26 protein-coding genes and 1 other annotated feature are annotated in these 26,201 nt (G+C 50.6%); of the genes, 5 read left to right on the top strand and 21 right to left on the bottom strand.

Annotated elements, in window-relative coordinates; all coding sequences use genetic code 11:
* Positions 1-16: 16 nt before the first annotated feature.
* The 10 genes from K6T23_RS02590 to K6T23_RS02545 all read right to left on the bottom strand — a co-directional run bounded on the left by K6T23_RS02590 (position 17) and on the right by K6T23_RS02545 (position 8,118).
* Entirely contained in the window at positions 17-790 is a 774-nt protein-coding gene (locus K6T23_RS02590) for an enoyl-CoA hydratase-related protein (protein WP_238283531.1), read from the bottom strand.
* A gap of 3 nt (positions 791-793) precedes the next feature.
* Positions 794-1,573 (bottom strand): enoyl-CoA hydratase/isomerase family protein, encoded by a 780-nt coding sequence (locus tag K6T23_RS02585; RefSeq protein ID WP_238283530.1) that lies wholly within the window; start codon positions 1,571-1,573, stop codon positions 794-796.
* Entirely contained in the window at positions 1,560-1,874 is a 315-nt protein-coding gene (locus K6T23_RS02580) for an EthD family reductase (protein ID WP_159642210.1), read from the bottom strand. Before K6T23_RS02580 ends, K6T23_RS02585 begins: the two co-directional genes overlap by 14 nt.
* Positions 1,875-1,896: 22 nt before the next feature.
* The gene (gene paaD / locus K6T23_RS02575; RefSeq protein ID WP_148985968.1) at positions 1,897-2,376 is read right to left on the bottom strand and encodes a 1,2-phenylacetyl-CoA epoxidase subunit PaaD; all 480 of its coding nucleotides are present in this window, start codon (positions 2,374-2,376) and stop codon (positions 1,897-1,899) included.
* A gap of 12 nt (positions 2,377-2,388) precedes the next feature.
* Positions 2,389-3,207, bottom strand: coding sequence for a 1,2-phenylacetyl-CoA epoxidase subunit PaaC (gene paaC / locus K6T23_RS02570; RefSeq protein ID WP_238283529.1), 819 nt, complete (start codon positions 3,205-3,207; stop codon positions 2,389-2,391).
* The gene (gene paaB / locus K6T23_RS02565) at positions 3,204-3,557 is read right to left on the bottom strand and encodes a 1,2-phenylacetyl-CoA epoxidase subunit PaaB (protein WP_056532702.1); all 354 of its coding nucleotides are present in this window, start codon (positions 3,555-3,557) and stop codon (positions 3,204-3,206) included. The genes paaC and paaB overlap by 4 nt, the downstream gene beginning before the upstream one ends.
* Positions 3,558-3,570: 13 nt before the next feature.
* Positions 3,571-4,509, bottom strand: coding sequence for a 1,2-phenylacetyl-CoA epoxidase subunit PaaA (gene paaA, locus K6T23_RS02560; RefSeq protein WP_056532697.1), 939 nt, complete (start codon positions 4,507-4,509; stop codon positions 3,571-3,573).
* Between the two features lie 36 nt (positions 4,510-4,545).
* Positions 4,546-5,874 carry a phenylacetate--CoA ligase family protein gene (locus tag K6T23_RS02555; protein ID WP_238283528.1) on the bottom strand — a complete coding sequence of 443 codons (1,329 nt, stop codon included), beginning with the start codon at positions 5,872-5,874 and terminating at the stop codon, positions 4,546-4,548.
* 185 nt (positions 5,875-6,059) lie between these two features.
* Positions 6,060-7,664 (bottom strand): MDR family MFS transporter, encoded by a 1,605-nt coding sequence (locus K6T23_RS02550; protein ID WP_238283527.1) that lies wholly within the window; start codon positions 7,662-7,664, stop codon positions 6,060-6,062.
* Complete coding sequence (locus K6T23_RS02545; RefSeq protein WP_238283526.1) at positions 7,630-8,118, bottom strand: MarR family winged helix-turn-helix transcriptional regulator; 489 nt, start codon at positions 8,116-8,118, stop codon at positions 7,630-7,632. The genes K6T23_RS02550 and K6T23_RS02545 overlap by 35 nt, the downstream gene beginning before the upstream one ends.
* Before the next feature lie 223 nt (positions 8,119-8,341).
* On the opposite strand from K6T23_RS02545, the gene K6T23_RS02540 reads away from it, so the two are divergent.
* The gene (locus K6T23_RS02540) at positions 8,342-9,184 is read left to right on the top strand and encodes a YitT family protein (protein WP_053428844.1); all 843 of its coding nucleotides are present in this window, start codon (positions 8,342-8,344) and stop codon (positions 9,182-9,184) included.
* A gap of 958 nt (positions 9,185-10,142) precedes the next feature.
* The gene (locus K6T23_RS02535) at positions 10,143-10,679 is read left to right on the top strand and encodes an MEDS domain-containing protein (protein WP_238283525.1); all 537 of its coding nucleotides are present in this window, start codon (positions 10,143-10,145) and stop codon (positions 10,677-10,679) included.
* A 62-nt stretch (positions 10,680-10,741) separates the two neighbouring features.
* On the opposite strand, the gene rbsB is transcribed toward K6T23_RS02535, so the two are convergent.
* The 8 genes from rbsB to K6T23_RS02495 form a co-directional block, all read right to left on the bottom strand.
* Positions 10,742-11,665, bottom strand: a complete 924-nt coding sequence (rbsB, locus tag K6T23_RS02530; protein WP_056532686.1) for a ribose ABC transporter substrate-binding protein RbsB — start codon at positions 11,663-11,665, stop codon at positions 10,742-10,744.
* 10 nt (positions 11,666-11,675) lie between these two features.
* Positions 11,676-12,632 carry a ribose ABC transporter permease RbsC gene (rbsC, locus tag K6T23_RS02525; RefSeq protein ID WP_053428846.1) on the bottom strand — a complete coding sequence of 319 codons (957 nt, stop codon included), beginning with the start codon at positions 12,630-12,632 and terminating at the stop codon, positions 11,676-11,678.
* Positions 12,625-14,115 (bottom strand): sugar ABC transporter ATP-binding protein, encoded by a 1,491-nt coding sequence (locus K6T23_RS02520; protein ID WP_238283524.1) that lies wholly within the window; start codon positions 14,113-14,115, stop codon positions 12,625-12,627. The genes rbsC and K6T23_RS02520 overlap by 8 nt, the downstream gene beginning before the upstream one ends.
* A gap of 14 nt (positions 14,116-14,129) precedes the next feature.
* Positions 14,130-14,516, bottom strand: a complete 387-nt coding sequence (rbsD, locus tag K6T23_RS02515; protein WP_238283523.1) for a D-ribose pyranase — start codon at positions 14,514-14,516, stop codon at positions 14,130-14,132.
* Entirely contained in the window at positions 14,513-15,403 is an 891-nt protein-coding gene (rbsK, locus tag K6T23_RS02510; protein ID WP_238284369.1) for a ribokinase, read from the bottom strand. The genes rbsD and rbsK overlap by 4 nt, the downstream gene beginning before the upstream one ends.
* A gap of 5 nt (positions 15,404-15,408) precedes the next feature.
* A complete protein-coding gene (locus tag K6T23_RS02505) occupies positions 15,409-16,386 on the bottom strand; it encodes a LacI family DNA-binding transcriptional regulator (protein WP_056532677.1) in 978 nt (325 codons plus the stop codon).
* 138 nt (positions 16,387-16,524) lie between these two features.
* Entirely contained in the window at positions 16,525-18,081 is a 1,557-nt protein-coding gene (locus tag K6T23_RS02500; protein ID WP_079514664.1) for an ABC-F family ATP-binding cassette domain-containing protein, read from the bottom strand.
* An 81-nt stretch (positions 18,082-18,162) separates the two neighbouring features.
* A complete protein-coding gene (locus tag K6T23_RS02495; protein WP_238283522.1) occupies positions 18,163-19,272 on the bottom strand; it encodes an NAD(P)/FAD-dependent oxidoreductase in 1,110 nt (369 codons plus the stop codon).
* 142 nt (positions 19,273-19,414) lie between these two features.
* Positions 19,415-19,621 (top strand) — a binding site (T-box leader).
* A 65-nt stretch (positions 19,622-19,686) separates the two neighbouring features.
* On the opposite strand from K6T23_RS02495, the gene K6T23_RS02490 reads away from it, so the two are divergent.
* On the top strand, positions 19,687-21,030 hold the full coding sequence (locus K6T23_RS02490) for a sodium-dependent transporter (protein ID WP_238283521.1): 1,344 nt from the start codon (positions 19,687-19,689) through the stop codon (positions 21,028-21,030).
* A 46-nt stretch (positions 21,031-21,076) separates the two neighbouring features.
* Here the strand turns inward: K6T23_RS02490 and K6T23_RS02485 are convergent, their stop codons facing one another.
* Positions 21,077-21,571, bottom strand: a complete 495-nt coding sequence (locus tag K6T23_RS02485) for a superoxide dismutase family protein (RefSeq protein ID WP_238283520.1) — start codon at positions 21,569-21,571, stop codon at positions 21,077-21,079.
* Between the two features lie 269 nt (positions 21,572-21,840).
* Between K6T23_RS02485 and K6T23_RS02480 the strand changes: the two genes are divergently transcribed.
* The gene (locus K6T23_RS02480; RefSeq protein WP_056532665.1) at positions 21,841-22,803 is read left to right on the top strand and encodes a S8 family peptidase; all 963 of its coding nucleotides are present in this window, start codon (positions 21,841-21,843) and stop codon (positions 22,801-22,803) included.
* A gap of 36 nt (positions 22,804-22,839) precedes the next feature.
* Here the strand turns inward: K6T23_RS02480 and K6T23_RS22140 are convergent, their stop codons facing one another.
* Together K6T23_RS22140 and K6T23_RS02465 are read right to left on the bottom strand one after the other, a co-directional pair.
* Positions 22,840-23,940 (bottom strand): kinase, encoded by a 1,101-nt coding sequence (locus tag K6T23_RS22140; RefSeq protein ID WP_148985963.1) that lies wholly within the window; start codon positions 23,938-23,940, stop codon positions 22,840-22,842.
* Between the two features lie 103 nt (positions 23,941-24,043).
* Positions 24,044-24,289: a YkuS family protein gene (locus K6T23_RS02465; RefSeq protein ID WP_048005756.1), complete on the bottom strand. Its 246-nt coding sequence runs from the start codon at positions 24,287-24,289 to the stop codon at positions 24,044-24,046.
* A 1,467-nt stretch (positions 24,290-25,756) separates the two neighbouring features.
* On the opposite strand from K6T23_RS02465, the gene K6T23_RS02460 reads away from it, so the two are divergent.
* Positions 25,757-26,194: a ferritin-like domain-containing protein gene (locus K6T23_RS02460; protein WP_056532663.1), complete on the top strand. Its 438-nt coding sequence runs from the start codon at positions 25,757-25,759 to the stop codon at positions 26,192-26,194.
* Positions 26,195-26,201: the final 7 nt, after the last annotated feature.

Genomic DNA, 26,201 nt, shown 5'->3' with positions numbered 1-26,201 from the left:
TTCATCTCCTTTTGGATTATCGTCCTTGGAACACAGGTTTCTTCTTTGCCATAAATGCTTCGACACCTTCACGGTGATCCACGGTCATGCCGGCCATCCGCTGGGCGTAGGCTTCTTTTTCCAAATACTCGTCAAATGTCCGATTCGGTGCATCCTTCAATAACCGCTTCATTGAACCGATCGCCTTTGTCGGAAGGGAGGCGATCCGTCCTACGAATCTCGCAGTCTCCTCTTCCCATGATTCAGCCGGGATCACTTTGGTGGCAAGTCCGAGGGCTTCTGCTTCCCGAGGACTGACCTTTTCACCGAGTACAGCCAGTTCCATCGCCTTTGCATAGCCTATCAGATTGCTTAAGTAATAGAGATTGCCGGAATCCGGCACGAGCCCGACATGGACAAATGATTGGATGAAGCTTGCTTTCTCGGAGACCAGGCGGAAGTCGCAGGCAAGGGCGAGGCTGAAGCCGGCACCGGCGGCGACCCCGTTGACGGCGGCAATGATGGGTTTCAGACAATCCTCCATCGCTTTTACCATCGGTCCATATTGGCGGCGAAGCACGTCACCGTGATCCATATTCTCATCCACCTCACTGAGATCCTGGCCGGAACAAAAGGCTCTGCCTTCCCCGGTGATGACGATCACCCTCACCCCTTCATCCCGTTCTGCCGTCTTGACCGCCTTTTGGATCTCCCGGTTCAGCTGGAGGATGAAGGCATTGAGGCGGTCCGGCCGATTCAGGGTGATCCAGGCTGCTGAGTCCTTCACTTCATAACGGATGGTTTCAAACATGGCTTACCTCCCCTTGAATTCGGCTGTCCGTTTCTCCACAAACGCCTTCATTCCTTCTTTTTGATCTTCAGAGGCAAACAACAGATAGAAGTTCTTCCGTTCTTGCTTCATCCCTTCCGATACCGTGGCATCCACCGCCGTGTGCACCGATTCTTTTATCAGACGCAGGGAAAGCGGAGGCTTATCGGCCAACTTTCGGGCAAAACGCTTCGTTTCTTCTATTAATAAAGACTGCGGGATCGTCCGGTTGACGATGCCCCACTGTAAGGCCTCTTCGGCTGAGAACGTATCACCTGACAGCAGCCATTCCATTGCCCGGGTCTTCCCGAGCAGCTTCGTGAGCCGCTGGGTTCCCCCGGCACCTGGCATGACGCCGAGATTCACCTCGGGGAACCCGAAACGGGCATCCTCGGCCGCAAACAACAGATCACAGCTGAGGGCAAGTTCGAATCCTCCGCCGAGGGCAAATCCATGCACAGCTCCGATAATGGGCTTTTTGATGAGGGTCATCCGGTCCCATGGTGCGAAGGGGTCCATAAGCTCAAAATCTACGGGACTGGCATCTGCCATTTCCTTGATATCGGCCCCCGCGGCGAAAGCACGGCCCTTCCCCATCAGGAGGATGACCTTCACGCTTTCGTCACGATCGAGCCGCTCGAACGCCCCGACCACTTCAGAGACCATCTGGCGATTGAGGGCGTTCAGCACATCGGGACGATTCAATTCAACGATCCCGATGGCATCCTCCACCCTCACCGTGATGAATTCATCACTCTGCTCCATCGATCTCTTCCCCGATCATAAGGGTGACCAGGTCGCCTGCAAATCCCATGAGATCCTTACCCGATGCCTTTCCTTCAGGCGATTTCATACCGGCTTTCATCGATTCATGGCTGTCGTAGTACATCTCGCACATCAGATAATAGTCGCCCTCTCCTCCCATGGGAGATCCCGTGATCTTCGTTACCACCATCTTCTTCAGACCAGGGATCTTTGCCGTGATTGGTCCGTGGATATTAAAATAATGCTCATCAAACGTTGCCTTATCCTCCGGGTGTTTATACAGTGCAATCAACTTGACCATATCCATCTCTCCTTTTCTTTTTTTACATAGTTGTGGAAATCGGCTTCATCGCTTCAAATGGGTTCCGGCACTCCTTGCAGTACAGGATGCTCCTGCACGCCGTCGGTCCGAATAGATTTTCCATTGACGTGTAATGGGAATCACAATATGGACAATGGATCTCCCACTCTTCAAGACTCGTAAACTTCTCGGGGGGCGGGGCGATACCGAATTCCTTCAGCTTCTCCCTTCCATTTGGCGTCAGCCGGTCTGAGGTCCAAGGCGGTGTATAGACGAAGCGCACTTCCACTTCTTCTATCCCCGGCTGAGCCATGCACGCCTTTTTGACATTTCCTTTGATGATATCCAGAGCCGGACATCCGGCAAAGGTGGGTAAGAGCTTGATGGTGCATCGCCCTCCCTTCATCTCGATTGAATGGACCATTCCGAGATCGACAATGGAGATGGAGTCGATTTCCGGATCCTTGACCGTTTCAAGTATCTTCATGACCGTCTGTTCCATACCTTCCCTCCTTCACCAGGTGGCAGATGCCTCCAGTCTGTACACTTCACTGAGTGTATGAAGGGCATCAGTCAGATCACCGGTATGTTCACCCTTACGCCCATCTCCCCTTAAGCTCCGGGCGACCGGTGGATGCTGGACTCCTGTGGAATTGAATGGCTTCTTCAGTGCTTCGGTCCATCGGGAGGCAAGAATGGCTTCCTCTTCAATGAGTCCGTATCGGGACATGCTCTCCCCATCCGGTCCGAGGGTCAGGACCCCCAGAAAGTCGTCGCATACCCGCGAGACGGCTTCTTCCATCCGCTTCCTTGCTTCCCCGCCTGCATTCATAAGCTGTGTGAACCACGTCTGCCAGTGAAGAAGGTGATAGTACAACTCCGTATTGATTTTGACGGCGGCCTCCGCAAGCGGACCATAACTTGACTGCTTGAGAGACTCCATGCGAACCTTCTTCGCCACCGTGTAGAAATAATGTCTCACGACGGCAAAGGCCCAGTCGTAGCGGGGTTCGATCAGGTAATCACCCGGTCCATTGACTTCCTCCAGGATGATGGCATTTCTTCGCTCCTCCGGGGTACGCCCATGGGCAAGCTCGTCTTCGGTTCCTTCACCGAGGCTTGCCAACAGCTCGTAGATCATGGAAGCATGCCCCATCGTATCCTGATTGATCGAGGAGAAAGCCACATCCTCCTCAATGTGCGGAGCCAGCCCCAGCCATTCGGACCCTCTGTAGGCAAGGATGAAATCATCATCTGCCAGTTGGTAAAGGAGGGCGGCAAGGGCCTGCCTATACCCTTCATCGGGGATCGTATTCAACTCGTACTGCTTCATTTCTTCTTCACCAACTCTCCCCAGGACATGATTTCTTTTTCATCGAGCATCTCCTGCTCGTATTGGCGCCACTTTTTCTTCAGGTAACCGTAGCCTTTCGCATTGCGGTAATCTTTATTATCGAGCCGCTGCAACGTTCCCCTTTCATCGGGGGTCATCATGCGTACATCGGAGCGTTTGACCACCCAGATATCTGCGACCGGTTCGCGTCTCATGAAATTCTCTTGTGCCATGATCATGGCAAGCTCGTGGTTCGGAGCGAGAAGGCTGAATTGATGCTGCATGACCCCTCCATCCGCACGCTTGCTGAAGACTTCGAATTCCTGATAAAACTGCTTATCCCCTGACATCTTCTCACTCCCTTCAGCTCAGTGCTTCCCGGACCCAGGCATTGTTTTCATAGGATAACTCCCTAAGGCGCAGGCGTTCCTTTGACTTTGGACCGTTGTTTTTAATGATCTGTTTGAACTCCTGCCAGTCAGGCTGCCTGTATGTCCATTCCCCCGTCGCTTCATCGAACGCCATGGACGGGTCCGGCAAAGTAAGACCGAGGGACAGGATCCTCGGGACATATTTGGTGAAGAAATCCTGCCTGAGCTGCTCATTCGTCTTCGTCCTGATCTTGTATTTAATCGTGATGTCCTGCTTGGACGACCCCGTCGTTTTGACATCTCCGGGACCGAAGAACATGAGCAGTGAATCCCACCAGCGGTCGACGGCATCCTGTACCATCGCACGCTGATTCGGTGTACCCTCTGCAAGGGCCATGATAATGGCCTCGCCGTGCTGCGCATGGAAAACTTCCTCTGCACAAATCCGCTTGAGCGCCCTTGCGTACGGCCCATAGGAGGCATTCAACATATTGGTCTGGGTAATGATTGCGGCCCCGTCCACCAGCCATCCGATCAGCCCAGCATCCCCCCATGTCGGTGCTTCCATGTGAAAGACATTATGGAATTTCAGGTCGCCGGAGAAGAGATCGCGCATGATGCCCTCCCTTGTTTTCCCGTACGGTTTCATCAAGTCCTCGGCTACACGCAGAAGGAGCTGGCCGTGTCCCATCTCATCCTGTACCTTCGCCATGATGCCTAGCTTCCTGCGCAGGGTAGGTGCTTTCGGGACCCACTCCTTTTCCGGCAGGGCCCCCATGATTTCACTGATCCCGTGCATGGAAATCAGCTTGATCAGTGCGTTCCGATAGTCATCAGGCATCCAATCATCTGCTTCGACCTTCCTGTCAGATTCAATCTTAGCCATGAAATCTGCCATAAGCTCCCCGTCTGTCCTCTCTTGACTGATCATGTTTTCCGCCTCCTTCTTGCAGCATCTGCTGCTCCTTTAGTGGCTTATCAAACCCTCGTCCCTCAAATCCACTACCCTGACAGCTTTCCCTTCAGAGCGCGGGATTCCGTTCTTCCCTACAAGCGTGACGTCCATGGAGACGTAGCAGCGTTCTTTCATCATCCCCTTAACTTTGGAGGAAAGCAGGGCTGCCTTCTCATGTGACAAGTCATGTGAAATCTCTTCAGAAAATGAATCGCTGATTTCGACCCTGAGCTCTACCGCATCCAAGGCTCCTTCCTTTCGCACATACACCTGATAATGAGGGGAAAGGTCCTCGACCTGCAGATGGTAGTGCTCAATTTCCGAAGGGAACACATTGACGCCGCGGATGATCATCATGTCATCCACCCTCCCCTTCACCCTTGACATCCTCGTCGTCGTGCGGCCGCATCGGCACTGCTCCTTCGTAATGGAGGCAATGTCACCGGTCCGGTACCGGATGATCGGGGATGCTTCCTTCGTCAAACTCGTGAACACGAGCTCACCGAATTCTCCTTCACCAAGCGGCTCGAGTGTCACGGAATCAATGACCTCCACTAGGAAATGATCGTCTGCGATATGAAGACCATCCTGCGCTTCATGGCATTCCATGGCGACACCCGGTCCGACGACCTCGCTCAGTCCGTAGATATCGCACGCTTTGATCCCGAGCTTCTTCTCAAGCGTCATCCGCATCGTCTCTGACCATGGCTCAGCCCCGAATATCCCATACTCCAAGGAAAGTCCTGCCGGATCCTTCCCTTGAGACTCCATTGTTTCGGCAATGGTCAGGATATAGGAAGGCGTCCCGCAGATGATGGATGGATGGAAATCCTCCAGAAGGGTGATTTGTCTTGCTGCGTTGCCACCGGAAACAGGGACCGTCGTCATCCCCAAACGTTCACTTCCATAATGAAGTCCCAGCCCTCCCGTGAACAAACCGTACCCGTAGGCATTGTGAAGGATACTTCCGGGTTTCCCGCCGCCTGCCGCGATGGCCCTTGCGACGATGTCGCTCCACATCTCAAGGTCCCGCTTGGTATACCCTACAACCGTGGGTTTCCCGCTCGTTCCAGACGAAGCATGGATCCTGACCATGCTCTCCTTCGGTACGGCAAACATACCGAAAGGGTACTGAGAGCGGAGGTCGGCTTTATTTGTAAGCGGTAACATTTTGATGTCTGACAAAGAATGCAGATCGGCAGGATGGACCTGATGCTCATCAAACTTCTTCCGGTAAAGGGGTACATGTTCATAGACCGCGGCAAGCGTTTGTTTCAGCCTGTTCCACTGCAGGGTTTCCATTGTTTCACGGTCCACCGTTTCCACTTCATGCAGGATCACCCGCACCGCCACCTTCCCACTATTTTTTATATAACGTTAAAATACCGATTCATCAAAATTATGTTATATGTAACTATTCAAAACATACCGCCTTTCCCCCTCCCATGTCAATATATTTTCTGAAAATTAAATCTTATAGAAAGGAAAAAACACCTGACTCCATGAAGGAATCAGGTGAGAAGGGCTTATTCCGTATAGGCGGGATCCATCGATGCTTCTTTTTGCTCATTTTCAATTTCATGGTCCCGTTTGATCCTGCCACTACCTACTGATAATGCGACGAATACGCCGACACTGATGAAGATCAAACCTGTCAGGAAAACGGTCGTGAACGCATCCGACCATGCCATTTCAACAGCTGAAATAACAGCTTTCCCGATTTCTTGAGGCAGTTGAAGAACATCAGGGGTCACAAGGACTCCGAACAAGCTGTCTGTCTTATCACTCAATGCCTTGAGGACTTGTGCAACTGCCGTATTTGATTCGCTAGCTGCAACATCCTTCATATTTCCTTGAAGAGATTGATTCATTACCGCGTTCAATACGGTGATACCGATCGTTCCTCCGATCGAACGGAAGAAAGTCGAAGCCGATGTAACAGCCCCCAAACGGGACTTTGGAAATTCATTCTGGATGGCAATCATCAAGGTCGGCATCACAAGCCCCATCCCGAAGCCCATCACCACCATATAGAGATAAGCGGTGAATTCCTTCGATTCGGGTCCCATCGTGCTCATGAGCAGGAAGCCTAGAACCGTGATGAGCATCCCAGTCGTCAGGACTGTACGGAACTTCAGCTTCAACAGTAGCCTGCCCCCGATGATGCTTGCGACGATCAAGGCGATCATCATCGGCGTCATGGTTGATCCCGCCTGGGTAGGTGTCACACCCAAGATCCCCTGCATGAACATCGGGACAAACATGATGGCTCCGAACATGCCTAGTCCGAGAAGGAACCCAAGGGCGTTCGTTGTGGCAAAGACGCGATTCTTGAATAAACTCAGATCCAAAATCGGCTCCTTCGCCTTCTTCTCGACTAAGCCGAATACGACTAAGAAAAGAAGGGCTCCACCGAATAGGAGGATGCTCGTTCCGGACGTCCAGGCGAATTTGTCACCGCCGAAGTTCAGGACAAGCAGTAGCATCACGAGTCCCGGCACCAATGTGATGATACCAAGATAGTCAATGCTGACTTTCTCTATTTTACGACCAAGGTTTTCATTCTTCAGCCCGATATAAAGAAGGATGGCCGAAAGGAACCCAAACGGTACATTGATCAGGAAGATCCAGTGCCAGCTGATGCTGTCAACGATAACACCACCAATGAAGGGGCCGATGACAGAGCTGAGGCCGAATAACGCACCGAATACTCCCTGCCACTTCGCGCGCTGTTCAGCGGAGAAAATATCTCCGATGATCGTCTGGGATAGTGGCATGATCATGCCTCCCCCGATTCCCTGAAGGCCGCGATAAAATACAAGCTGTTCCATAGTACTAGCTGTAGCACACAAGCCTGATCCTATAATAAAGATAATGACACCAATTAAATAAAGCAGCCTTCTTCCATATAAATCCGACAGCTTCCCGACAATGGGTGTGACGACCGTGGATGTGATCAAGTAGGCGGTCGTGACCCAGGCAAAGATGGAAAATCCATTCAGTTCCGCAATGATGGTCGGCATCGCCGTTCCCACAACGGTCTGCTCAAGGGCACTGAAGAACATCCCGATGATCAGACCGGTCAAGACCAGGCGCCTATTGATACCTGTTTGTTGTTCTGACACGTTCATTCTCTCCTTTTGTATGTTCTATAATGGCAGCGAGCTTTTCATATGTCATCACCAGCTGCTCGATATCCGCTTCTTCCAAATAGGATAAGTACCGGGTAAAAATCCCTTTCCGAATAACCTTCGCTTTCTCAAAGATTGCCCTTCCTTCCTCCGTACTATCCAACTTGACGATCCTGCGATCATCCTCATCCCTCTCCCTCCGTACCAGGCCCCCCTTGATCAGCCGATCGACCATCACCGTGATCGCACTCGGTTTCACCTCAAGCTTATCGGCCAACTCGGTCGGTTTCGCACCACCTTCTTGGCAGAGGAGATACAAGATGTAGAATTGCGGTCCCGTAAGATGAAGTTCTTTGAATGACTGTGCCATATCCTGCTGTATTTGCCTGTTGGTTATATAAAATGCTTTAAAAAGCCTTTCAATATAGCCAGGAGGGACATCATTCTGTTTCATGGCCTGCCCCCTTTCTTATACACTATAATATTTAACCTGTTTAAATATTAATGTCGTGATCAATAAATGTCAATACAGATCCTAAGGAAAATATAGTCTGAAAAAACTCACTATATAAACTTTTATAAGTAAATGCTTACATCGCTTTTCTCCGTTTACTTCACTCCTCAGGCTCTTTATAATCGGGATGGAACCTTTTTAGGAAAGGAGCTTGCTCCACCATATGAAATTATTTAAAACCTATCTTATCATCGTCATAGGCGCCTTCCTCATGGCCCTGAATATACATTTTTTCCTGACGCCAAATAACCTTGCCCTTGGAGGCACGAGCGGAGCGGCGATCGTCCTAGCGGAAATCATCAACCTCCCTGTGGGAGCCTTGATGCTCGCCTTGGATGCCTCTCTCTTCCTCCTCGGCCTGATTTTGATCGGTCCTGCATTCGGGATCAGATCCGTGATCGCCACCCTGATCCTTAATGGGTTTGTCTGGGGAATGGAATCATTCTTCCCTGTCCACCAGCCGATCAGTCCCGATGTCCTTGTGCAGGTTGTGATCGGAACCTTGCTCGGTGCCGTGGGCGTCGCCATGATCTTCTATCAGGAAGCATCTGCCGGAGGAACAGGGGTATTGGCCCAGGTACTTCACAGGTACATCAATGTTGAACTCGGCACCGCCGTCCTTCTGTCCGATGTACTCATCGTCCTCGCCTCCGCTTTCTTGTTCGGACTGCAGACCGGGTTGTACGCATTCTTCGGATTGATCCTGAAAGGACTGCTGGTCGATAAAAGCATCCAGTTCTTCAATGAGCGGAAAGAAGTGGTCATCATCAGCGAGAAGAGTGAAGACATCCGTGGGTTCATCATTCACGAACTCCATAAAGGGGCCACTGTCCATTCTGCCAGAGGCGGGTTTTCGGAAGATGATAAGGAAGTCATCACCACCATCCTGGAGCGCAAGGACTTTTCCAAACTCAAGACCTACATCCAGGCAACCGATAAAGAAGCATTCATCACCGTCCATTCCATGCATGAAATTTGGGGACGGAATTTCCGATCCTTTGCATGATGCGTTTAAAAAGGCTGACTCACACTGGTTTCAGTGGTGGATCAGCCTTTTTTGTATGGAGAATTAATCTTGGAAGAGTGATGAATGCGATGGGGGCTCATCTCAACTCTTCTTAACGTGGCTTCATCTATTAATAGAGGAAACACCTATTACCTTAGTGAAGTGTATGTGTAGCAAAACGGGACGAACCACTCCCACTGCTATCCCCTCCAAATAAAAGAGTAGGAACCGATTTGGCACCATCACCACCATCTATTTGATGAGGCAGATCACATTTCCACCCCACCACTCTTCAACGCAGAGTGCAGCGCAACGGAACGAACCACTACCACCGCTATCCCCCTCCAAATAAAAGAGCAGGATCGGATTTGTCACCATCACCACCATATGCTGGGTAAGATCACGTTTTTACCTCGCCCTCTTCACCGCAGAGTGCAGTACAGCGGAGGGTGGACGACTCCTACGGGAATAGCGCGCAGGGTGAGACCCCGCAAAAATGAGGAGGCTCATCGCAAGCCCCGTGGAAAGCGGCCACACGCAGCGGAACGGAACGAACCACTTCCACTGCTATCCCCCTAGTAGGAACGTATTTGTCACCATCACCACCATCCTTATGCTGAGGCAAATCATGTTTTCACCTCACCACTCTTCACCGCAGAGTGCAGTGCAGCGGAGGGTGGACGACTCCTACGGGAATAGCGCGCAGGGTGAGACCCCGCAAGAATGAGGAGGCTCACCGCAAGCCCCGTGGAAAGCGGCCACACGCAGCGGAACGGAACGAACCACTCTCACTACAATCCTTTTCCAACTATCTAGTAAACCGGATTAATATAAACCAAACTTATTTTCAATAATTTCCACAAACCTACTTTTCCAAATATATTTTGTGTTACACTTAACTAAACGGGACGCCACAACATTGACGGAATACGTCTCACAAACCAAATGGGGTGCAAAATTGAAGCAAATCGAAGTACAAGAGGTCTCGGACCTCCGCAGCCTTACCAAAGGGCACGTCGCATACTTCTTCACCAATCAGGAACAATACGTTTCCAACGTTGTGGACTATGTCATCGCCGGACTTCGTCAAAACGAATGCACCATCATCGTCGAAAGCGACCGGATGGCTCCTATGATCGTTCTTAAGTTAGCTCAAAAACTGACAGCACCTGAACTCGACCAGGTCAGGTTTCTCAATAATTACGAATTCTACTATGCACACGGAGACTTTCGGATCAACTCCATCCCGGATCTTCTTCCCACCCTGTTCAAAGGCGAATTCGACCCCGAAATGCGTTATAGAACCTGGGCACATATCGAATGGAGGGACGAAAGCGAAGTGAGCAAGCTCCTCCACTCAGAAGAACAGGCGGATGTCATCGTCGCAGAAGAGAATCTCCTCTCAGTGTGCGCCTATGACTCAAGACGCGTCAGCAGGGATTTTAGGGACCGCCTCCTTGCCAGCCATAGTATCCACCTTCATGATAGGGCCTGATGTATACACATCAGACAAAAAAATGCCCCGACGGGATGACCGTCGGGGCATTTTTTGTTCATTCACTCTTTGTCTTTTGTGACTAATTTCAAAGGAACGGGAATCATTTTGTCAACCTTTTTCCCATTCAACACATCGGCTCCTGCCTGCACGGCGAGCTTGCCGATCTCTTCCGGCTGTTGAGCGACGGTAGCTGACAGGTTCCCTTCTTCAATGCTCTTCAGGGCATCTTCATTTCCGTCGAATCCAACGACGAGTACATCCCTTCCTGAGCTCTGGATCGCCTGTTGGGCACCGAGGGCCATTTCATCATTATGGGCGAAGACCGCCTTGATATCCGGATTACCCTGTAGGATGTTTTCCATCGTATTGAGTCCTTGGGTCCGGTCGAAGTTGGCAGTCTGCTTCGCGGTTACGTCAAGCTTGTCGTCAGCAAGGTTATGGAAGCCTGCTCCCCGTTCACGGGTAGCGGATGCTCCAGGTACCCCTTCGAGTTCGGCCACTTTTGTTCCTTCACCCAATTCTTTGATTAGATAGTCGGCGGCCATTTCCCCGCCCTTTTCATTATCAGAACTGACGAGGGTCGCCACGTCGCCTTTATCTGCTGAACGGTCAAGGGTGACGACTGGAATTCCGATGCTGTTGGCAGACTGTACGGCTGTAGAGATGGCCGATGAATCTGTCGGGTTAATGAGAAGAAGATCGACGCCTTGTTGAATCAAATCTTCCACGTCATTGATCTGCTTGGCTGCATCGTTCTGGGCATCGACGACGATGACTTTCATGCCCTGCGCCTTTGCTTCTTTCTGGACCCCTTCTTTGATGGAGACGAAGAACGGGTTATTCAAGGTCGAAACGGATAGACCGATCTTCAGATCTTTCGGATCCTTTTTGCCACTGGGCTTCGCCCATTCAGGCGGCTGAAGGGAACATGCTGCCAGGAATACGAGGGAGATACTCATCATAAGTACAATCAGTTTTTTCATGTGGAACCTCCTATGCTGCTTTCTTTCGATCAATTAATACGGCGATGATGATGACGATCCCCTTCACGACCATTTGGAAGAAGGATGATACGCCGAGTAGGTTTAGTCCGTTATTCAGCGTCCCGATGATCAGGGCACCGATCAGTGTACCGACAATCAACCCGCGTCCACCTGATAGGGATGTTCCTCCAAGCACGACGGCCGCAATGGCGTCAAGCTCATAAGATGTCCCTGCTGTCGGCTGGGCGGAGTTCAACCGTGACGTGAGGATGGCCCCTGCCAGTGCGGCAAGCAAGCCGGCGAGTGAATAGATCATGATTTTCACTCTTGATACTTTGATACCTGAAATAAGGGCTGCTTTTTCATTGCCTCCGATGGCATATGTCTTACGTCCGAACGGAGTCTTGTGAAGGATCACCCAGAGAATGGCGAATGCCAGCAACATGGTGATGGCCGGTACTGGGATTCCGAGGAAATAGCCTCTTCCGAACAGTTGGAAGGCATAGTTGTCTCCAAGACCCGTGATCGGATTCCCGTCTGTGTAAACCAGGGTCAATCCGCGGAACATGGTCATTGTTGCCAGGGTAGCGATGAACGGAGCCATCTTCCCTTTGGTGATGAGAAGGCCATTGACTGCTCCCATGATGGCCCCAAGAATACATCCGATGAGGACGGCCAGGATCGGATCGAGACCGGATACCATCATCCCTGCCATCAGTGCGCTTGAGAGTGCGAGTATGGACCCGACGGAAAGATCGATTCCTCCTGTCAGGATCACGAAGGTCATTCCATATGCAATCAAAGCGTTGATCGCCACTTGACGTAAAAGATTCAATAAGTTCAAAGGTTCAAGGAAACTAGGATTAATGATGGAAACGGTCACGATCAGGACGAGCAGTCCCAAGAATGGTCCGAGCTTCTGCATGAAGCTTCCTACGTGATTGGTTCGATTGAGTGTGTTATTCATTGATCTGACCTCCTGTTGCCAGCGTCATAATTTTTTCCTGCGTTGCATCTTTACCTGTTACTTCACCTGACACCCTGCCCTCGTGAATGACGATCACCCGATCACTCATTCCCAGTACTTCAGGAAGTTCTGATGAGACCATGATGATGGCGACTCCTCGGTCCGTCAGTTCATTCATGAGCTGGTAGATTTCCCGCTTCGCTCCCACATCGACTCCCCTTGTCGGTTCATCCAGGATGAGAACTTTCGGACCGATCCCGATCCACTTGGCGATGACGACCTTCTGCTGGTTCCCACCGGAGAGGTTCTTCGCGGAGGTCATGGCGGATTCTGTTTTGATTGTCAGACGTTTGATCAGGAGTTCGACGAATTCTTCCTCCTGTTTGTCCTTGATCATCCCGTTCTTGGTGAAACTGAAGAGACTCGGGAGGACGATGTTATCCTTGATGGAGAAATCAAGGATGAGACCCTCTTCTTTCCGATCCTCTGTGATGAAGCCAAGTCCGAGTTCCACCGCTTGATTCGGGTTCTTGACGGTAACATTTTTACCAGCCACCAGGATGTCCCCTTCGTATTTGCCATCAAGACCGAAAATGGTACGCATGATTTCTGTGCGTCCGGCACCCATCAGTCCCGACACCCCGACGATTTCCCCTTCCCTAACTTGGAAACTGACGTTTTCAAACACACCTTTTCGCGTCAGCCCTTTGACTTCCAGGATGGTTGCCCCGGGGTTACTGTTTCTCTCCGGGAATCGATCGGTCAATTCCCTGCCGACCATTTTTCTGACTACGTCGTTGAAGTTCGTTTCAGGAATCGGGGTCGTGTCTACCGTCCGCCCATCTCGCATGACGGTGATGGTGTCGCAGATGGTGAAGATTTCTTCCATCCGGTGAGAAATATATACGATAGAGACGCCCGACTCCTTTAGGGAACGGATTACATCGAAGAGCTTCTCGATTTCCCTATCCGTGAGCGCTGCGGTCGGTTCATCCATGATAATCACTTTCGCGTCGGTCATCAGTGCCTTGGCGATCTCAATCATCTGCTGCTCACCCACCGAGCACTTCCCCGCTTCCTTATGAAGAGGGATGGAGATGGCGAGGCGATCGAATTGCTTCTTAGCAACCGCTTTCATTTTTTGGGTTTGAATGAGCCCGAATGACGTAATCGGTTCTTTATTGATGAAGAGGTTGTCGAGCACCGTCATCTCAGGCCAGATATTCAATTCTTGGTGGATGAAGGCTATGCCGAACTCTTCTGCCTGTTTTGGATTATCAAAGGTCTTTTCCACCCCGTCGATGGTGATGGTACCCTGATCTTTCTTATGAAGGCCCGTCAAAATGTTCATGAGGGTGGACTTCCCTGCTCCATTCTCCCCCATCAATGCGTGGACTTCCCCACCACGGATATGGATGTCCACTCCTTCCAGTACCTTATTTTGACCGAAGGCTTTATGAATATGATCCATGCGGATTTCCATGTGATTCCCTCCTTTTAGAACGTTACACCGGCATGCAGGATGCAGTTGGCATACGGGGTGATTTCACCTGTGCGTATGACGGCCCTTGCCGATTGGAGCTGATGCTTCAACTCTTCGTGAGACGTGTATTCGATTTGTTCAAAGCGCTTTTGCAGTCCCTGATGAACTTGGGGATTCTGTTCCAGCTCGCTGGCAGCTGTCAGTCGCTCCACCACCATCTCGTCCATGAGAATATCCACCACATCAAGGAAGGATGGAACCCCTCCTTTTAATGCCAGGTCGATCTTCTTCACATGAGGGGGAATGGGGAGCCCTGCATCAGCGATGACGATTGTATCGGTATGCCCCAGGTCGGCCAGTACTTTGGCGATTTCACTATTGAGTATTCCGTTTCGCTTCATTCCGCGAGCCCCCTCTCGACTTCTTCACGAGTGGGCATTCCGCCTTGGGCACCGAAGCCTGTAACGGAAATGGATGCAGCCCGATTGGCAAAACGAAGGCTCTCCTCAAGGGGTTTCCCTTCGGCCACTCCCACCCCAAGGGCTGCATTGAATGTATCTCCTGCCCCTGTTGTATCCACCGCCTCCACCTTGAAGGAGGAAACGAGTTTCTCTTCTGCACCGTCATAATAGCGTACACCGGCAGAGCCTTCTGTGATGAAGAGCTTGTTCGGATATTTCCTCAGCACGTCCGATAATGGGACTCCAGGGAATAAAAGTCCCGCTTCATGCTCGTTCGGTGTCAGATAGGCGGCCTGTTCTATCACTGTATCGGGGATCTCCCTTGCCGGAGCCGGATTCAGCAACAGTGGCACTCCGATCTCCTTGCACAGTCTGGCTGTCTCGATCACGGTTTCTTCAGGAACTTCCTGCTGGATCATGACCAAATCGCACTCTTTTAAAAGGGAAAGAGCTTTTTCTACATATGATGGGGTTACATGATCGTTGGCTCCTTTGACGACGATGATGCTGTTATCTCCTTCTGCCAATACGATGTGAGCCGTTCCGCTACTTGCATCTGTAACCGGTTCCACATAGTCAGTGATGACTCCGTTTGCTTTCAGGTTTGCAACGATCTCCTGACCATATGGGTCATCTCCGACCCTGCCGATCATATGAACGTCGGCCCCGAGTCTCGCAGCCGCTACTGCCTGGTTCGCGCCTTTTCCTCCGGGTACGGTACTGAATGCTTCTCCGAGGATGGTTTCCCCTGCTCCCGGACGTCTGTCGGCCGTTACGACCAGATCCATGGAGGAACTGCCGATCACGGCGATTTTTGGTGGTTTCATCATGATCATCCCTTTCTAGTTGTGTCTCTTTCTATGAGTTCCACCGGCATCTGGATGGTGGATTGAGTGACGGTTTCTTTCCGAATCATGGTGATGAGAAGCCTTGCCGCTTCCCGTCCCATTTCATAGGCGGGCTGCCGGATCGTCGTGAGCGTAGGATAGGACAGCCGGCTTTGGGGGATATCATCATACCCGATGATCTGCACCTCTTCGGGGATGCGTTTCCCCCTTTTCAATGCTTCATGGATGGCGGCGATCCCCACGATATCATTGCTTGCAATCACTCCGTCGGTATCCGGGAACTGTTCAAACAGTTCCTTTGCCCACCCCAATGCTTCTTCAAAGGAATAAGAGGTGGTGGAGAGAACCGAGAAGTCGACCTCTGCCTGGCTCAGCTCTTCGATGGCGCCCTGGAACCGGTCACGCGCCGGTTTGATATGGGCCGGACCTTTCAGGATGGTAATCTTGCGTGAACCTTTTTCTATCAGTGTCCTTGCCGCAAGCCTACCTCCTTCCCGCCCATCTGCATAGACGGCCGGGTGGTTGTCTGTGGTGCGATCCAAGAGAACCAGCGGTGCTTTCACTTCATCGTATATATGGTAATCGACGTGGTTGGTCGCCGATATGATTCCGACTACATTGTTCTGGATGAACGTTTGGATGTAATCCATTTCTTTTTGCACATGCTCATCACTGTTTCCCAACAGGAGCCTGAATCCGGATTCACTCAGTTCATCCTCTACTCCCCGGGCCAGCTGTGGGAAGAACGGATTGGTAATATCGGGAAGAAGCAGACCAATCAGTCTTGACTCCCGTTTATATAAAGAGCGGGCGACTTCATTCGGACTGTAGTTCAACTCTTCGATGGCCTTCATCACTTTTTTTCGTGTATCGGCACCGACATATCCATTATCATTGAGCACCCGGGAAACCGTGGCAACGGAAACCCCCGCTTTTTTTGCTACATCTCTGATTGTGACCATGTGCTTTCACTTCTTTCATGTAACCGGTTACATATAAGGTATCATAGACGCTTCAAGAAAAGCAATAGAATAAATTTCCTAATTCATTTTCCAGATAAAAAAACGCGAGCATAATGCCCGCGTCCCTCCTCGTTCATATTAAAACAGTTTCGTTGTCCATGATTCACAGTTCCACACTTCGGTGGCCACATCCTGATAGAAATCAGGTTCATGACTTATAATAAGGACGCTTCCTTTGTATTCCTTCAATGCGCGCTTCAGCTCTTCCTTCGCTTCCACATCCAAGTGGTTTGTCGGTTCATCGAACACAAGAACATTGGATTCGTTGTTCATGAGTTTGCACAGACGCACCTTTGCTTTTTCCCCACCGCTCAGTACTTCCACCTTGCTCTCGATATGCTTCGTCGTAAGTCCGCATTTGGCAAGGGCTGCACGCACCTCCGCCTGATTGAGGGAAGGAAATTCGTTCCACACTTCTTCAATGCAGGTATTGCGGTTTTCGGTTTTGATCTCCTGCTCGAAGTATCCGATATGAAGATATTCACCAAGTTCTACGCTTCCTGAGATTGGCTTGATCTCACCCAGGATGCTTCTGAGGAGGGTCGTTTTTCCGATTCCGTTGGCTCCTGAGAGAGCGATCTTCTGACCCCGTTCCATTTTCAGATTAAGAGGTCTTGATAGTGGCTCATCATACCCGATGACAAGATCCTTCGTTTCAAAGATGACGCGTCCGGCCGTCCTCGCAAGCTTGAAGTTGAATTCAGGCTTCGGCTTTTCGGATGCAAGCTCGATGACCTCCATCTTATCGAGCTTCTTCTGACGGGACATGGCCATATTCCGGGTCGAAACCCTCGCCTTATTACGGGCCACGAAGTCTTTCAGATTCGAGATCTCCTGTTGCTGTTTCTTATAGGCAGACTCTAGCTGCTGCCGCTTCATTTCGTGGACTTTCTTGAACTCATGATAGTCCCCCGCATAGCGGTTCAGCTCCTGATTTTCCATATGGTAGATCAGGTTGATGACGCTGTTGAGGAACGGGATATCATGGGAGATCAGGATGAAGGCATTCTCATACTCTTGAAGATATCGCTTCAGCCACTCGATGTGCTGCTCATCCAGATAGTTGGTCGGCTCATCCAGAAGGAGGATATCTGGCTTTTCAAGAAGGAGTTTGGCCAGAAGGACCTTCGTACGCTGTCCACCGCTCAGGTCATGGACATCTTTATCTAGGCCGATATCATCAAGCCCCAATCCGCGCCCGATTTCTTCCACCTTGGCATCGATGACGTAAAAATCATTGTTGGTCAGCGCTTCTTGCAGGGTGCCTGTCTCTTCAAGGAGATCCTCCAACTCTTCAGGGGATGCCTCCCCCATCTTGCCAAAAAGCTCATTCATCTCGGTTTCCATATCGAAGAGATATTGGAAGGCCGTCTTCAAGACATCGCGGATCGTCATCCCCTGCTTCAATTGGGCATGCTGATCCAAGTACCCGATCCGGATCCTTTTCGCCCATTCCACCTTGCCTTCGTCTGGTTCAAGCTTGCCTGTGATGATATTCATGAATGTCGATTTACCTTCACCGTTCGCCCCGATCAGGCCGATGTGTTCCCCTTTCAACAGACGGAAGGACACATCATTGAAGATCGCACGATCACCGAAGCCGTGGGTCAGGTTTTTGACTGTTAATAGACTCATATCGATTTAACACCTTTTTCTATAAATTCTCAGTTCACTCCCTCTATTATAAAGGGGATGACTTGTAAAAAATAGTGGGAATTACGGGTTGCGTATAGCTCCGTTCACATCATAGTCTGCAGGGTCCAGATCGGTCTCTTCCCCCAGTGCCAGCTTCGCGAGCTGAGATCCTAGGTACGGGCCAGCCGTTAGACCCGATGCCCCGAGGCCGTTGGCAAAGAGGACCCCATCAACGCTTGGCATGTATCCGAATACCGGCAAAAAACCCGGGGTGAATGGGCGATAGCCGACCCGGGTTTCTACCACTTCACTTTCATGAAGACCCGGTGCGATGGCTATGGCTTTTGAAAGGATTTCAAGCATTCCTCCCGCTGTGACCCCTCCGTTGACGGGATCATTTTCGTGGGTGGCCCCTGCGACGATCCTTCCTTCCGGGAAAGCAAGCAGGTATTGATCATTGGGTGGCATGACGACAGGCCACTCATCGGTATCGGCATCCGCTTCATTTAGATGGATGATTTGGGCCTTCTGTGATGTGACATCAACGTCGATTCCGAGTGGAGCAAACAATTCCTTCGCCCACACGCCGGCCGTGACAATGACACGATCGGCTTCGACCCTTTCGTTATCGAGCATGATCCCCGTTCCCTCTTTCAGGAGCCGGGCATTCCCTTGCCTGAGGATCGCACCGCGTTTCTCCGCAGCTGCCAAGAGTGCTTTGCAGATAGCACGTCCGTCCACCCGGGCCGCCCCTGATACATGGACGGCCCTGTATTCATCGGAGAGAAACGGGAAAAGGGCCCGGGTTTCTTCTGACGACAATTTCGTCAGCTCCCCAATTTCCGGAGCATCCTCCCGCCTTTTCAAAGCCCTCTCCATCATTCCATCCAGTTTCTTCTCATCCGTATGGAGGCTGAGAGCACCTACCCTTTCATACCCCGTTTCATGCTCGCCATCCTCCTCAAGCATCTCGATGAGTTCGGGATAGTAGGCCGCTCCTCCTTTAGCAAGCTTGTACCATATTTTGTTACGGCGCTGAGACAGCCAGGGACAAACGATACCGGCTGCAGCCGCGGTCGCCTGCCCCGTATCTCCCCTGTCCACGACCAGGACATCCGCCCCTTTCCTCGCAAGGTGATAAGCAGTCGAGGCTCCGAGGATCCCGGCACCGATGACGATCGTCGATTTCATGTATAAACACACTTTCCATTCGTTTTTCTCTTATCTTACTTGAGATTGGCTTTGAACTCAATCTGTGCACATCACGGCAAATTCCAGAAAAGACATTGACAATGTACGTCAATCCATGATAAAAATTGTATAACCTAAATAACGAAAAGCTTTGAAGGAACCTAGTAGCGAACCCTTCCCTGTTAAAGAGAGCCGATGGTTGGTGCAAATCGGTACACATGCGGTAAGTGAATTTCGATTCCAGAGCTTCTTTTGACGAGATCAAAAGACGGTGTATGCCGTTATTTCCGAAGAGTGATGGGCTTGTCCCATAACTAGGGTGGTACCGCGATATCCAATCGTCCCTACAATTATGTAGGGGCGATTTTTTTTATTGTCTTCGGCGACAACCATAAACAGAAAGGAGATCAACCCATGAGTCAACGTGAACAATGGTCATCCAAACTTGGCTTCATCCTTGCTGCTGCAGGATCGGCCATCGGTTTGGGAGCAATTTGGAAATTCCCGTATATTGCAGGGCAGAACGGAGGCGGCGCATTCTTCCTGATCTTCATCCTTTTCACTTTATTCCTTGGGCTCCCACTGTTGCTGGCGGAATTCTCCATCGGAAGGACCGCCCAAAGCAATGCGATCGATGCGTATAAAAAGATCTCCCCGGGAACCCAGTGGCACTGGATCGGAGTCCTCGGGATGGTCGCATCCTTCATCCTGCTATCCTTCTACAGTGTCGTTGGCGGATGGATCGTCATCTATCTGTTCAAGGCCATCACCGGACAACTGAACGGATTGACCTCGGATCAGTACGGTGAGGTATTCGGATCCACCATTGCTGATCCGTGGGTGAGTGTCATCGTTCAGCTCATCTTCATCCTGATGACCATCGTCGTCGTAGCCAAAGGCGTTCAGCAGGGAATCGAGCGTGCCAGCAAGATCATGATGCCTGCGCTGTTCGTCCTTTTCATTGTGCTGGTCCTTCGTGCTGTGACCCTTGACGGAGCGGGAGAAGGCGTCCGATTCCTTCTTCTTCCGGATTTCTCCAAAGTCACACCGCGCACGATCCTGGAGGCCATGGGACAATCGTTCTTCACTCTGAGCGTCGGGGTATCGGTCATGCTGACGTATAGCTCCTATCTTCCGAAAAACCAGAGCCTGCCGCGTTCGGCTGTGTCCATCGTCATCATGAATATCTTCATCGTGCTCCTGGCTGGCCTTGCCATCTTCCCGGCGGTCTTCGCATTCGGACTCGAGCCTAACGCAGGACCTGTCCTCCTGTTCAACGTGCTGCCGACGATCTTCAACCAGCTGCCATTCGGAATGCTGTTCTTCATCGCGTTCCTGATCCTCTTCCTGTTCGCTGCTTTGACTTCAGCATTCTCCATGCTTGAAATCATCGTATCGGTCATCGCGAAGAATGATCCGGAAAAGAGGACAAAGTGGGCATGGATCGTCGGGATTGCCATCTTCATTTTCGGGATCCCATCCGCCCTCTCTTATGGGGTACTCAGCGACATTACTCTATTTGATAAGATCATCTTTGATCTTGCCGATTTCGCCGTAAGCAATGTATTATTACCTCTCGGGTGCCTGCTGATATCCATCTTTGTCCCTCTGAAGATGAAGAAGACCGCTCTCTATGAAGAGTTGAAAAGCGGAAGCAGCATGAAGAAAGGCATATTCGAAGTTTGGTTCTTCCTGATCCGCTTCGTTGCACCACTTTTCATCATTGTGGTCATGCTCAATATGCTCGGCTTTTATTAATAGAAGAAAAAAATCGTACAGCGCGTGCCCTGTACGATTTTTTCTATTATGTTTGCGATTTGGTATAGGGAACGATCACTCCGCAGGCCAAGCGTTTCCCCGCATCACCTGAAGGCTGTGACCGGAAATCATCTGGACTCTGGTGGATAATCACGCCCTTTCCCACCACATCCTTCACACTAAATTTATTGGTAAAGAAGGACATACGGGCATATCCCCCATTTGAAAACAGGACAGGAAAATCTCCTGCGTGATTGCCATGAGGCTGACCTCCTGGATTCCAATGACCTCCCGCAGATGTAAAAGGGTCAGACGGGTCTCCAATTTCGCATACCCCCTTCTCATGAAGATGGAAACCATGGGGACCGATTGGTTTCTCCCCATTCTTCCCTTCTTTATAAGGTGGAAGCCCCCTCACCTCTACCATTACTTCCACTCCTCCCTTCACTTCGTGAAAAAAGACGTTCCCTTCGAGATCCGGTGCAAGCGGACCTCCCTTGATTACTGCGTACGCAATGTTCCCCGTATCCCTTCCATTCATCTTTTTTCCCCTCCTTCTCATCTTCATCAATCTATGCCTTCCAGTCCTTTTGCATGACCAACAATCGTTTAAACGTAGATTCCTTGAGGCGCAAGGAAGGAACCGCCTTGATCAAACGTTTGTTTAAAAACGACCTTTCTCCATTGAATCATAAGTAGGTAAATTCCACCTATTACCATCGACCCTGTACAATTGTCCAAAAAAATGGTATATTTTCAGAAACTTCAGACTAATAGACATCACGAGAATAATATTTTGGAGGGATGACCATGGCAACCGAAATGAAGCTGATTCCGTATTTCATGAACGAAATGATTGGAGATGTAAATGAGGTTCCGAAAGGCATTGAAATGATTCAGTCCCCCATACTATGGAAAGAAGGATGCAAAGGAAAGGGCACGACCATCGCCGTACTCGATACAGGCTGTGACATCCATCATCCTGACCTTGCCGGACGGGTAAAGAGCGTCAAGAACTTTACCGATGACGATGCAGGGGCAGAAGATAATGTGACGGACTACAGTGGACATGGCACCCATGTCTCCGGAACCATCGCCGCCAATGAAGATGGAGATGGAGTGATCGGAGTCGCCCCGCTTGCAGACCTCATGATCATCAAAGTACTCGCCGGAAGTTCCGGGAGAGGACAATACGATTGGATTGTGAAGGGAATCGAGTACGCAACGGAGCAGGGAGTCGATATCATCTCCATGTCCCTTGGCGGCCCGACTGATTATAAACCGCTTCATGACGCAATCAAAAAAGCTGTGGCAGCTGGTATCCTGGTGGTTTCCGCAGCCGGTAATGAAGGCGACGGGAACAGCGATACAGATGAATTTTCCTACCCGGCAAGCTATAAGGAAGTCATCGCCGTGGGAGCAATCGATCTCCAAAGGAAATCATCCTACTTCACCAATTCCAATAATGAAATCGACCTTGTAGCCCCTGGAGAGCAGATCCTCTCGACGATCCCCGGAGATAAATATGCCAAGCTCAGCGGGACGTCCATGTCGGCTCCCCATGTAGCAGGTGCGCTGGCCTTGATCAAAGAGTTTGAGGAAGCAGCATTCAAACGGGAATTGAGCGAACCGGAAATCTATGCACAGCTCGTGAAACGGACCATCCCTCTCGGATACCCGAAATCCCTCGAAGGAAACGGATTGCTCTACCTCACGGCTCCGGATCTACTAAGGGAACATCTCCGGTCCCAGCCTCTTGCCCATATAGGATAAAAAAGAAACGGCCGGGGAGTCTCCCGGCCGTTTTCATTATGTAGGGATGACCCAGTCTGCACGTTTTATCGGCCGAACCGTATCGAGGTAATACTCTTCTGCCTTCCAATACCGATTCCTGAACTTTTCAAGCTTCAGCTGCGTCTCCTCCGATTCACGGAGCAACCGTCGCTCTCTCGGACAATCAAGGAATAGAATCCCATCAAAGGCTTCCCTCCATTCTTCCCGCTGAAGGAATACCCCCTCTACAATGATGAGCCCCTTATCCGGAAGCCGCACCTGCCTTTCCGTCACGGTATCCAGCTCTCCATCGTAAAAAGGTAACCTCACATCAACGCAACCCTCTTTCAGTTTCATAAAGAACTCTTCCCTCAACCGTTTCCGGTCCCACTGCAGACTATAATATTCAAACCACTCCTCATGACCGGTGTCATACCGTGCTTTCCGCTCGACAATGTGGTCATCGATATGAAAAATCTGATGAGTGACCCCCTTACCCTTCAGCCATTCCTCTATCTCTGACACTATGGTCGACTTACCCGACCGGCTCAACCCGTCTATCCCGAGGACGAAACGTGCTTCTGTATTTGCCCCGTCCAATATCTCTTCCAGCACACGTTGAGGGGAATTCAAGAGCCAGCGGGTCGCTTCCTGAAGGTCTTCAGCCACGTAGTCCACGGTGCCTTCAAGGTTCATTCTGTTTTTCTGCCATTCACTCTCACCTGCTCCCGTCCTGACAAGCACCGTCGTACACCCTGCCTTTTTGCCGGCGAGCATATCCTTCCACCTGTCTCCGATCACGGCACATTTGGTGAGATCAAGCCCCCGATCCGCCGCCGCTTCCTTCAGCATGCCGATCTCTGGCTTCCGACATCCGCAGCGCTCCCTTTCTTCATGGGGACAGATATACACACCATCAAACCCGAACATTTTCAACTCCTGTTCGAATTCTTCTTTCAGCTCGTGCCTTGCAGCGATCCCCGGCTGATTGGTGAAGGATAGGATGGGGATCCCTGTTTCTTTTATCCTCTTTAAGGCGGTCACACTACAGGGAAACATCTCAAACTCTCCCGGGTATTCAATTTCACTGCTGCCGCCCAGCGTGCCGTCACGATCTATGAATAGAGCTTGCCACATGCCGAACCCTCCCTCAATATGGAAATATCATTCATTTTACCATATAGAGGGGAAGGCTGATTTTTTATTCAATAAAAAAAGGAAGGCTGTGGCCTCCCTTCTCTTACATCATTCTGCTGTCGACCTGTTCACATACTTGATCGGCCGTCAGACCGTCCGCTTCAATGACAGATCCTTTGAATGTTGTATTTTGCATTCCCATTACGTTTGTATCCAAGCCTGTCGTGACACAGCAATCACAGCCGTTCACATCTTGTTCGTTCTTGAGTTCAACGACGTCATACCCTTTTTCACGCAATGCTTGCACTACATTTGAAAGGGATTGTTCAACACCTACACGTTTTGTCATGGCTTAACACCTCCTGTTTCTTATCTTTAGGATTTTCAACCTTGGTGAAAGATATTCATGGAGGTGCCAGTTCTTCTATATTTGTCTTTGTTAGTGTAACTGTGAATGCTCAAGAAGGAATGAGGCGTTCCTTTCCGCTTTCAGAGATTTGATTTCTGTGGTGAAATAATAATAAACATCATGGTTATGATGATAGCTGAAGACAATATCTTCCTAAATGAAGGGTAAGTTGGAAACAAGACCGTTCCTTTGCGCTTCAGGGGTACTTTCCGCAGGGAATATGTCGGGTCAGCCCGCGCCTTCGAAATATATCACCCAGGTGCAATTAGAATTAATGGCCTCATAGTTCTTAGTGAAGGCTGTGGTGGAAAGGTAGTCCGTTCCTTTGCGCTGCAGGGATTTGCTTTCCGCGGGGAGCATGTCGAGCCTCCTCGTGCCTGCGGGGTCTCGATCATCCCCCTTTTCCGCAGGAGTCAAATCCCTTCCGCTCCAATCCACTCAGTGCTGTTGGACTTGGTGAGGTGAACGAAAAACCATGCATGGATGGAGGGTTCAAATTATCAGAGCCCCTTCCTGAGTACAAAGTGTAGCAAACGGAACGGTCTCTTCCCAACCAAACATTCATTGAAAAACTGGGTGCCGATCCCCTATTCAGAACTAGTACATCCCTCTCCTTCGCACAAAGTGCAGTGCAGCGGAGGCCTCCCGACTCCTATGGGAATAGCGGGCAAGGTGAGACCCTGCAGGCGCAGCCGAAGCGGCTCATCGCACGCCCCATGGAAAGCGGGAGGTCGCAGCGGAACGGAACGGGCTCTTCTCCTCTACATACTCACAAAAAATTGGATGGTGTTAGCATGTTTCCAAACCGCACACCCCCTCTCCTCCACTCAGAGTGCAGTGCAGCGAAGGCCTCCCGACTCCTATGGGAATAGCGGGCAGGGTGAGACCCTGCAGGCAACGCCGAAGCGGCTCACCGCACGCCCCATAGAAAGCGGGAGGTCGCAGCGGAACGGAACGGGCTCTTCTCCTCTACATACTCACAAAAAATTGGATGGTGTTAGCATGTTTCCAAACCGCACACCCCCTCTCCTCCACTCAGAGTGCAGTGCAGCGAAGGCCTCCCGACTCCTATGGGAATAGCGGGCAGGGTGAGACCCTGCAGGCAACGCCGAAGCGGCTCACCGCACGCCCATGGAAAGCGGGAGGCCGTAGCGGAACGGAACGGTCTCTTAACCACCACACACTCATAAAAATACAGGATGGCAATTCCCCGCTCCAAATCAGCAAACCCCTACTCATACGCACAGAGTGCAGCGGAACGAAACGCCACCTTACCACAAAAGAAATGAAAAGGATAAGCAACTCTGACAAGCCGCCCCCACTCCCACACAGCAAAAAAGGGGTTTATCTCCATGCGAAACGGGTACATTATAACCATACAACATACACAAAGGGTGGTAATTACAAATGGATCAAGCAAAACTTGACGAACTAATTGAAGGACTGAACGAAGATCTAGCAAATGAATATGCCGCAGTTATCCTCTACACGAACTACGCAGCAGTAGTAAGCGGCTTATATAGACAGGTATTGAAACCTTTCTTCGAAGAAGAGATTCCTGATGAGCAAGGACATGCTCTATACCTTGCAGAAAAAATCAAAACCCTTGGAGGCAGCCCTACAACAACTCCAGCAAAGGTGAAACAAACGGATGACGTGAAAGAAATGCTCATTGAAGGACGCAAAGCAGAAGCTGACACGATCGAACGCTACAAAAAACGCAAAGAGCAGGCTGAAGAGCTTGGTCTTGTGGAGCTCGGAATCAAGCTCGATGATATGATTGCCGACGAAACGCACCACTTGGAAGAATTCGATCGTCTTCTTAAGGACCCTTCTTTCAACTAATTGAAAT

It is taken from the genome of Rossellomorea marisflavi, from assembly GCF_022170785.1.
In the GTDB taxonomy this organism is placed as follows: Bacteria; Bacillota; Bacilli; order Bacillales; family Bacillaceae_B; genus Rossellomorea; species Rossellomorea marisflavi_B.
Note: the sequence above shows the minus strand (reverse complement) of the source record. Positions and strands in the feature narration are given on the sequence as shown.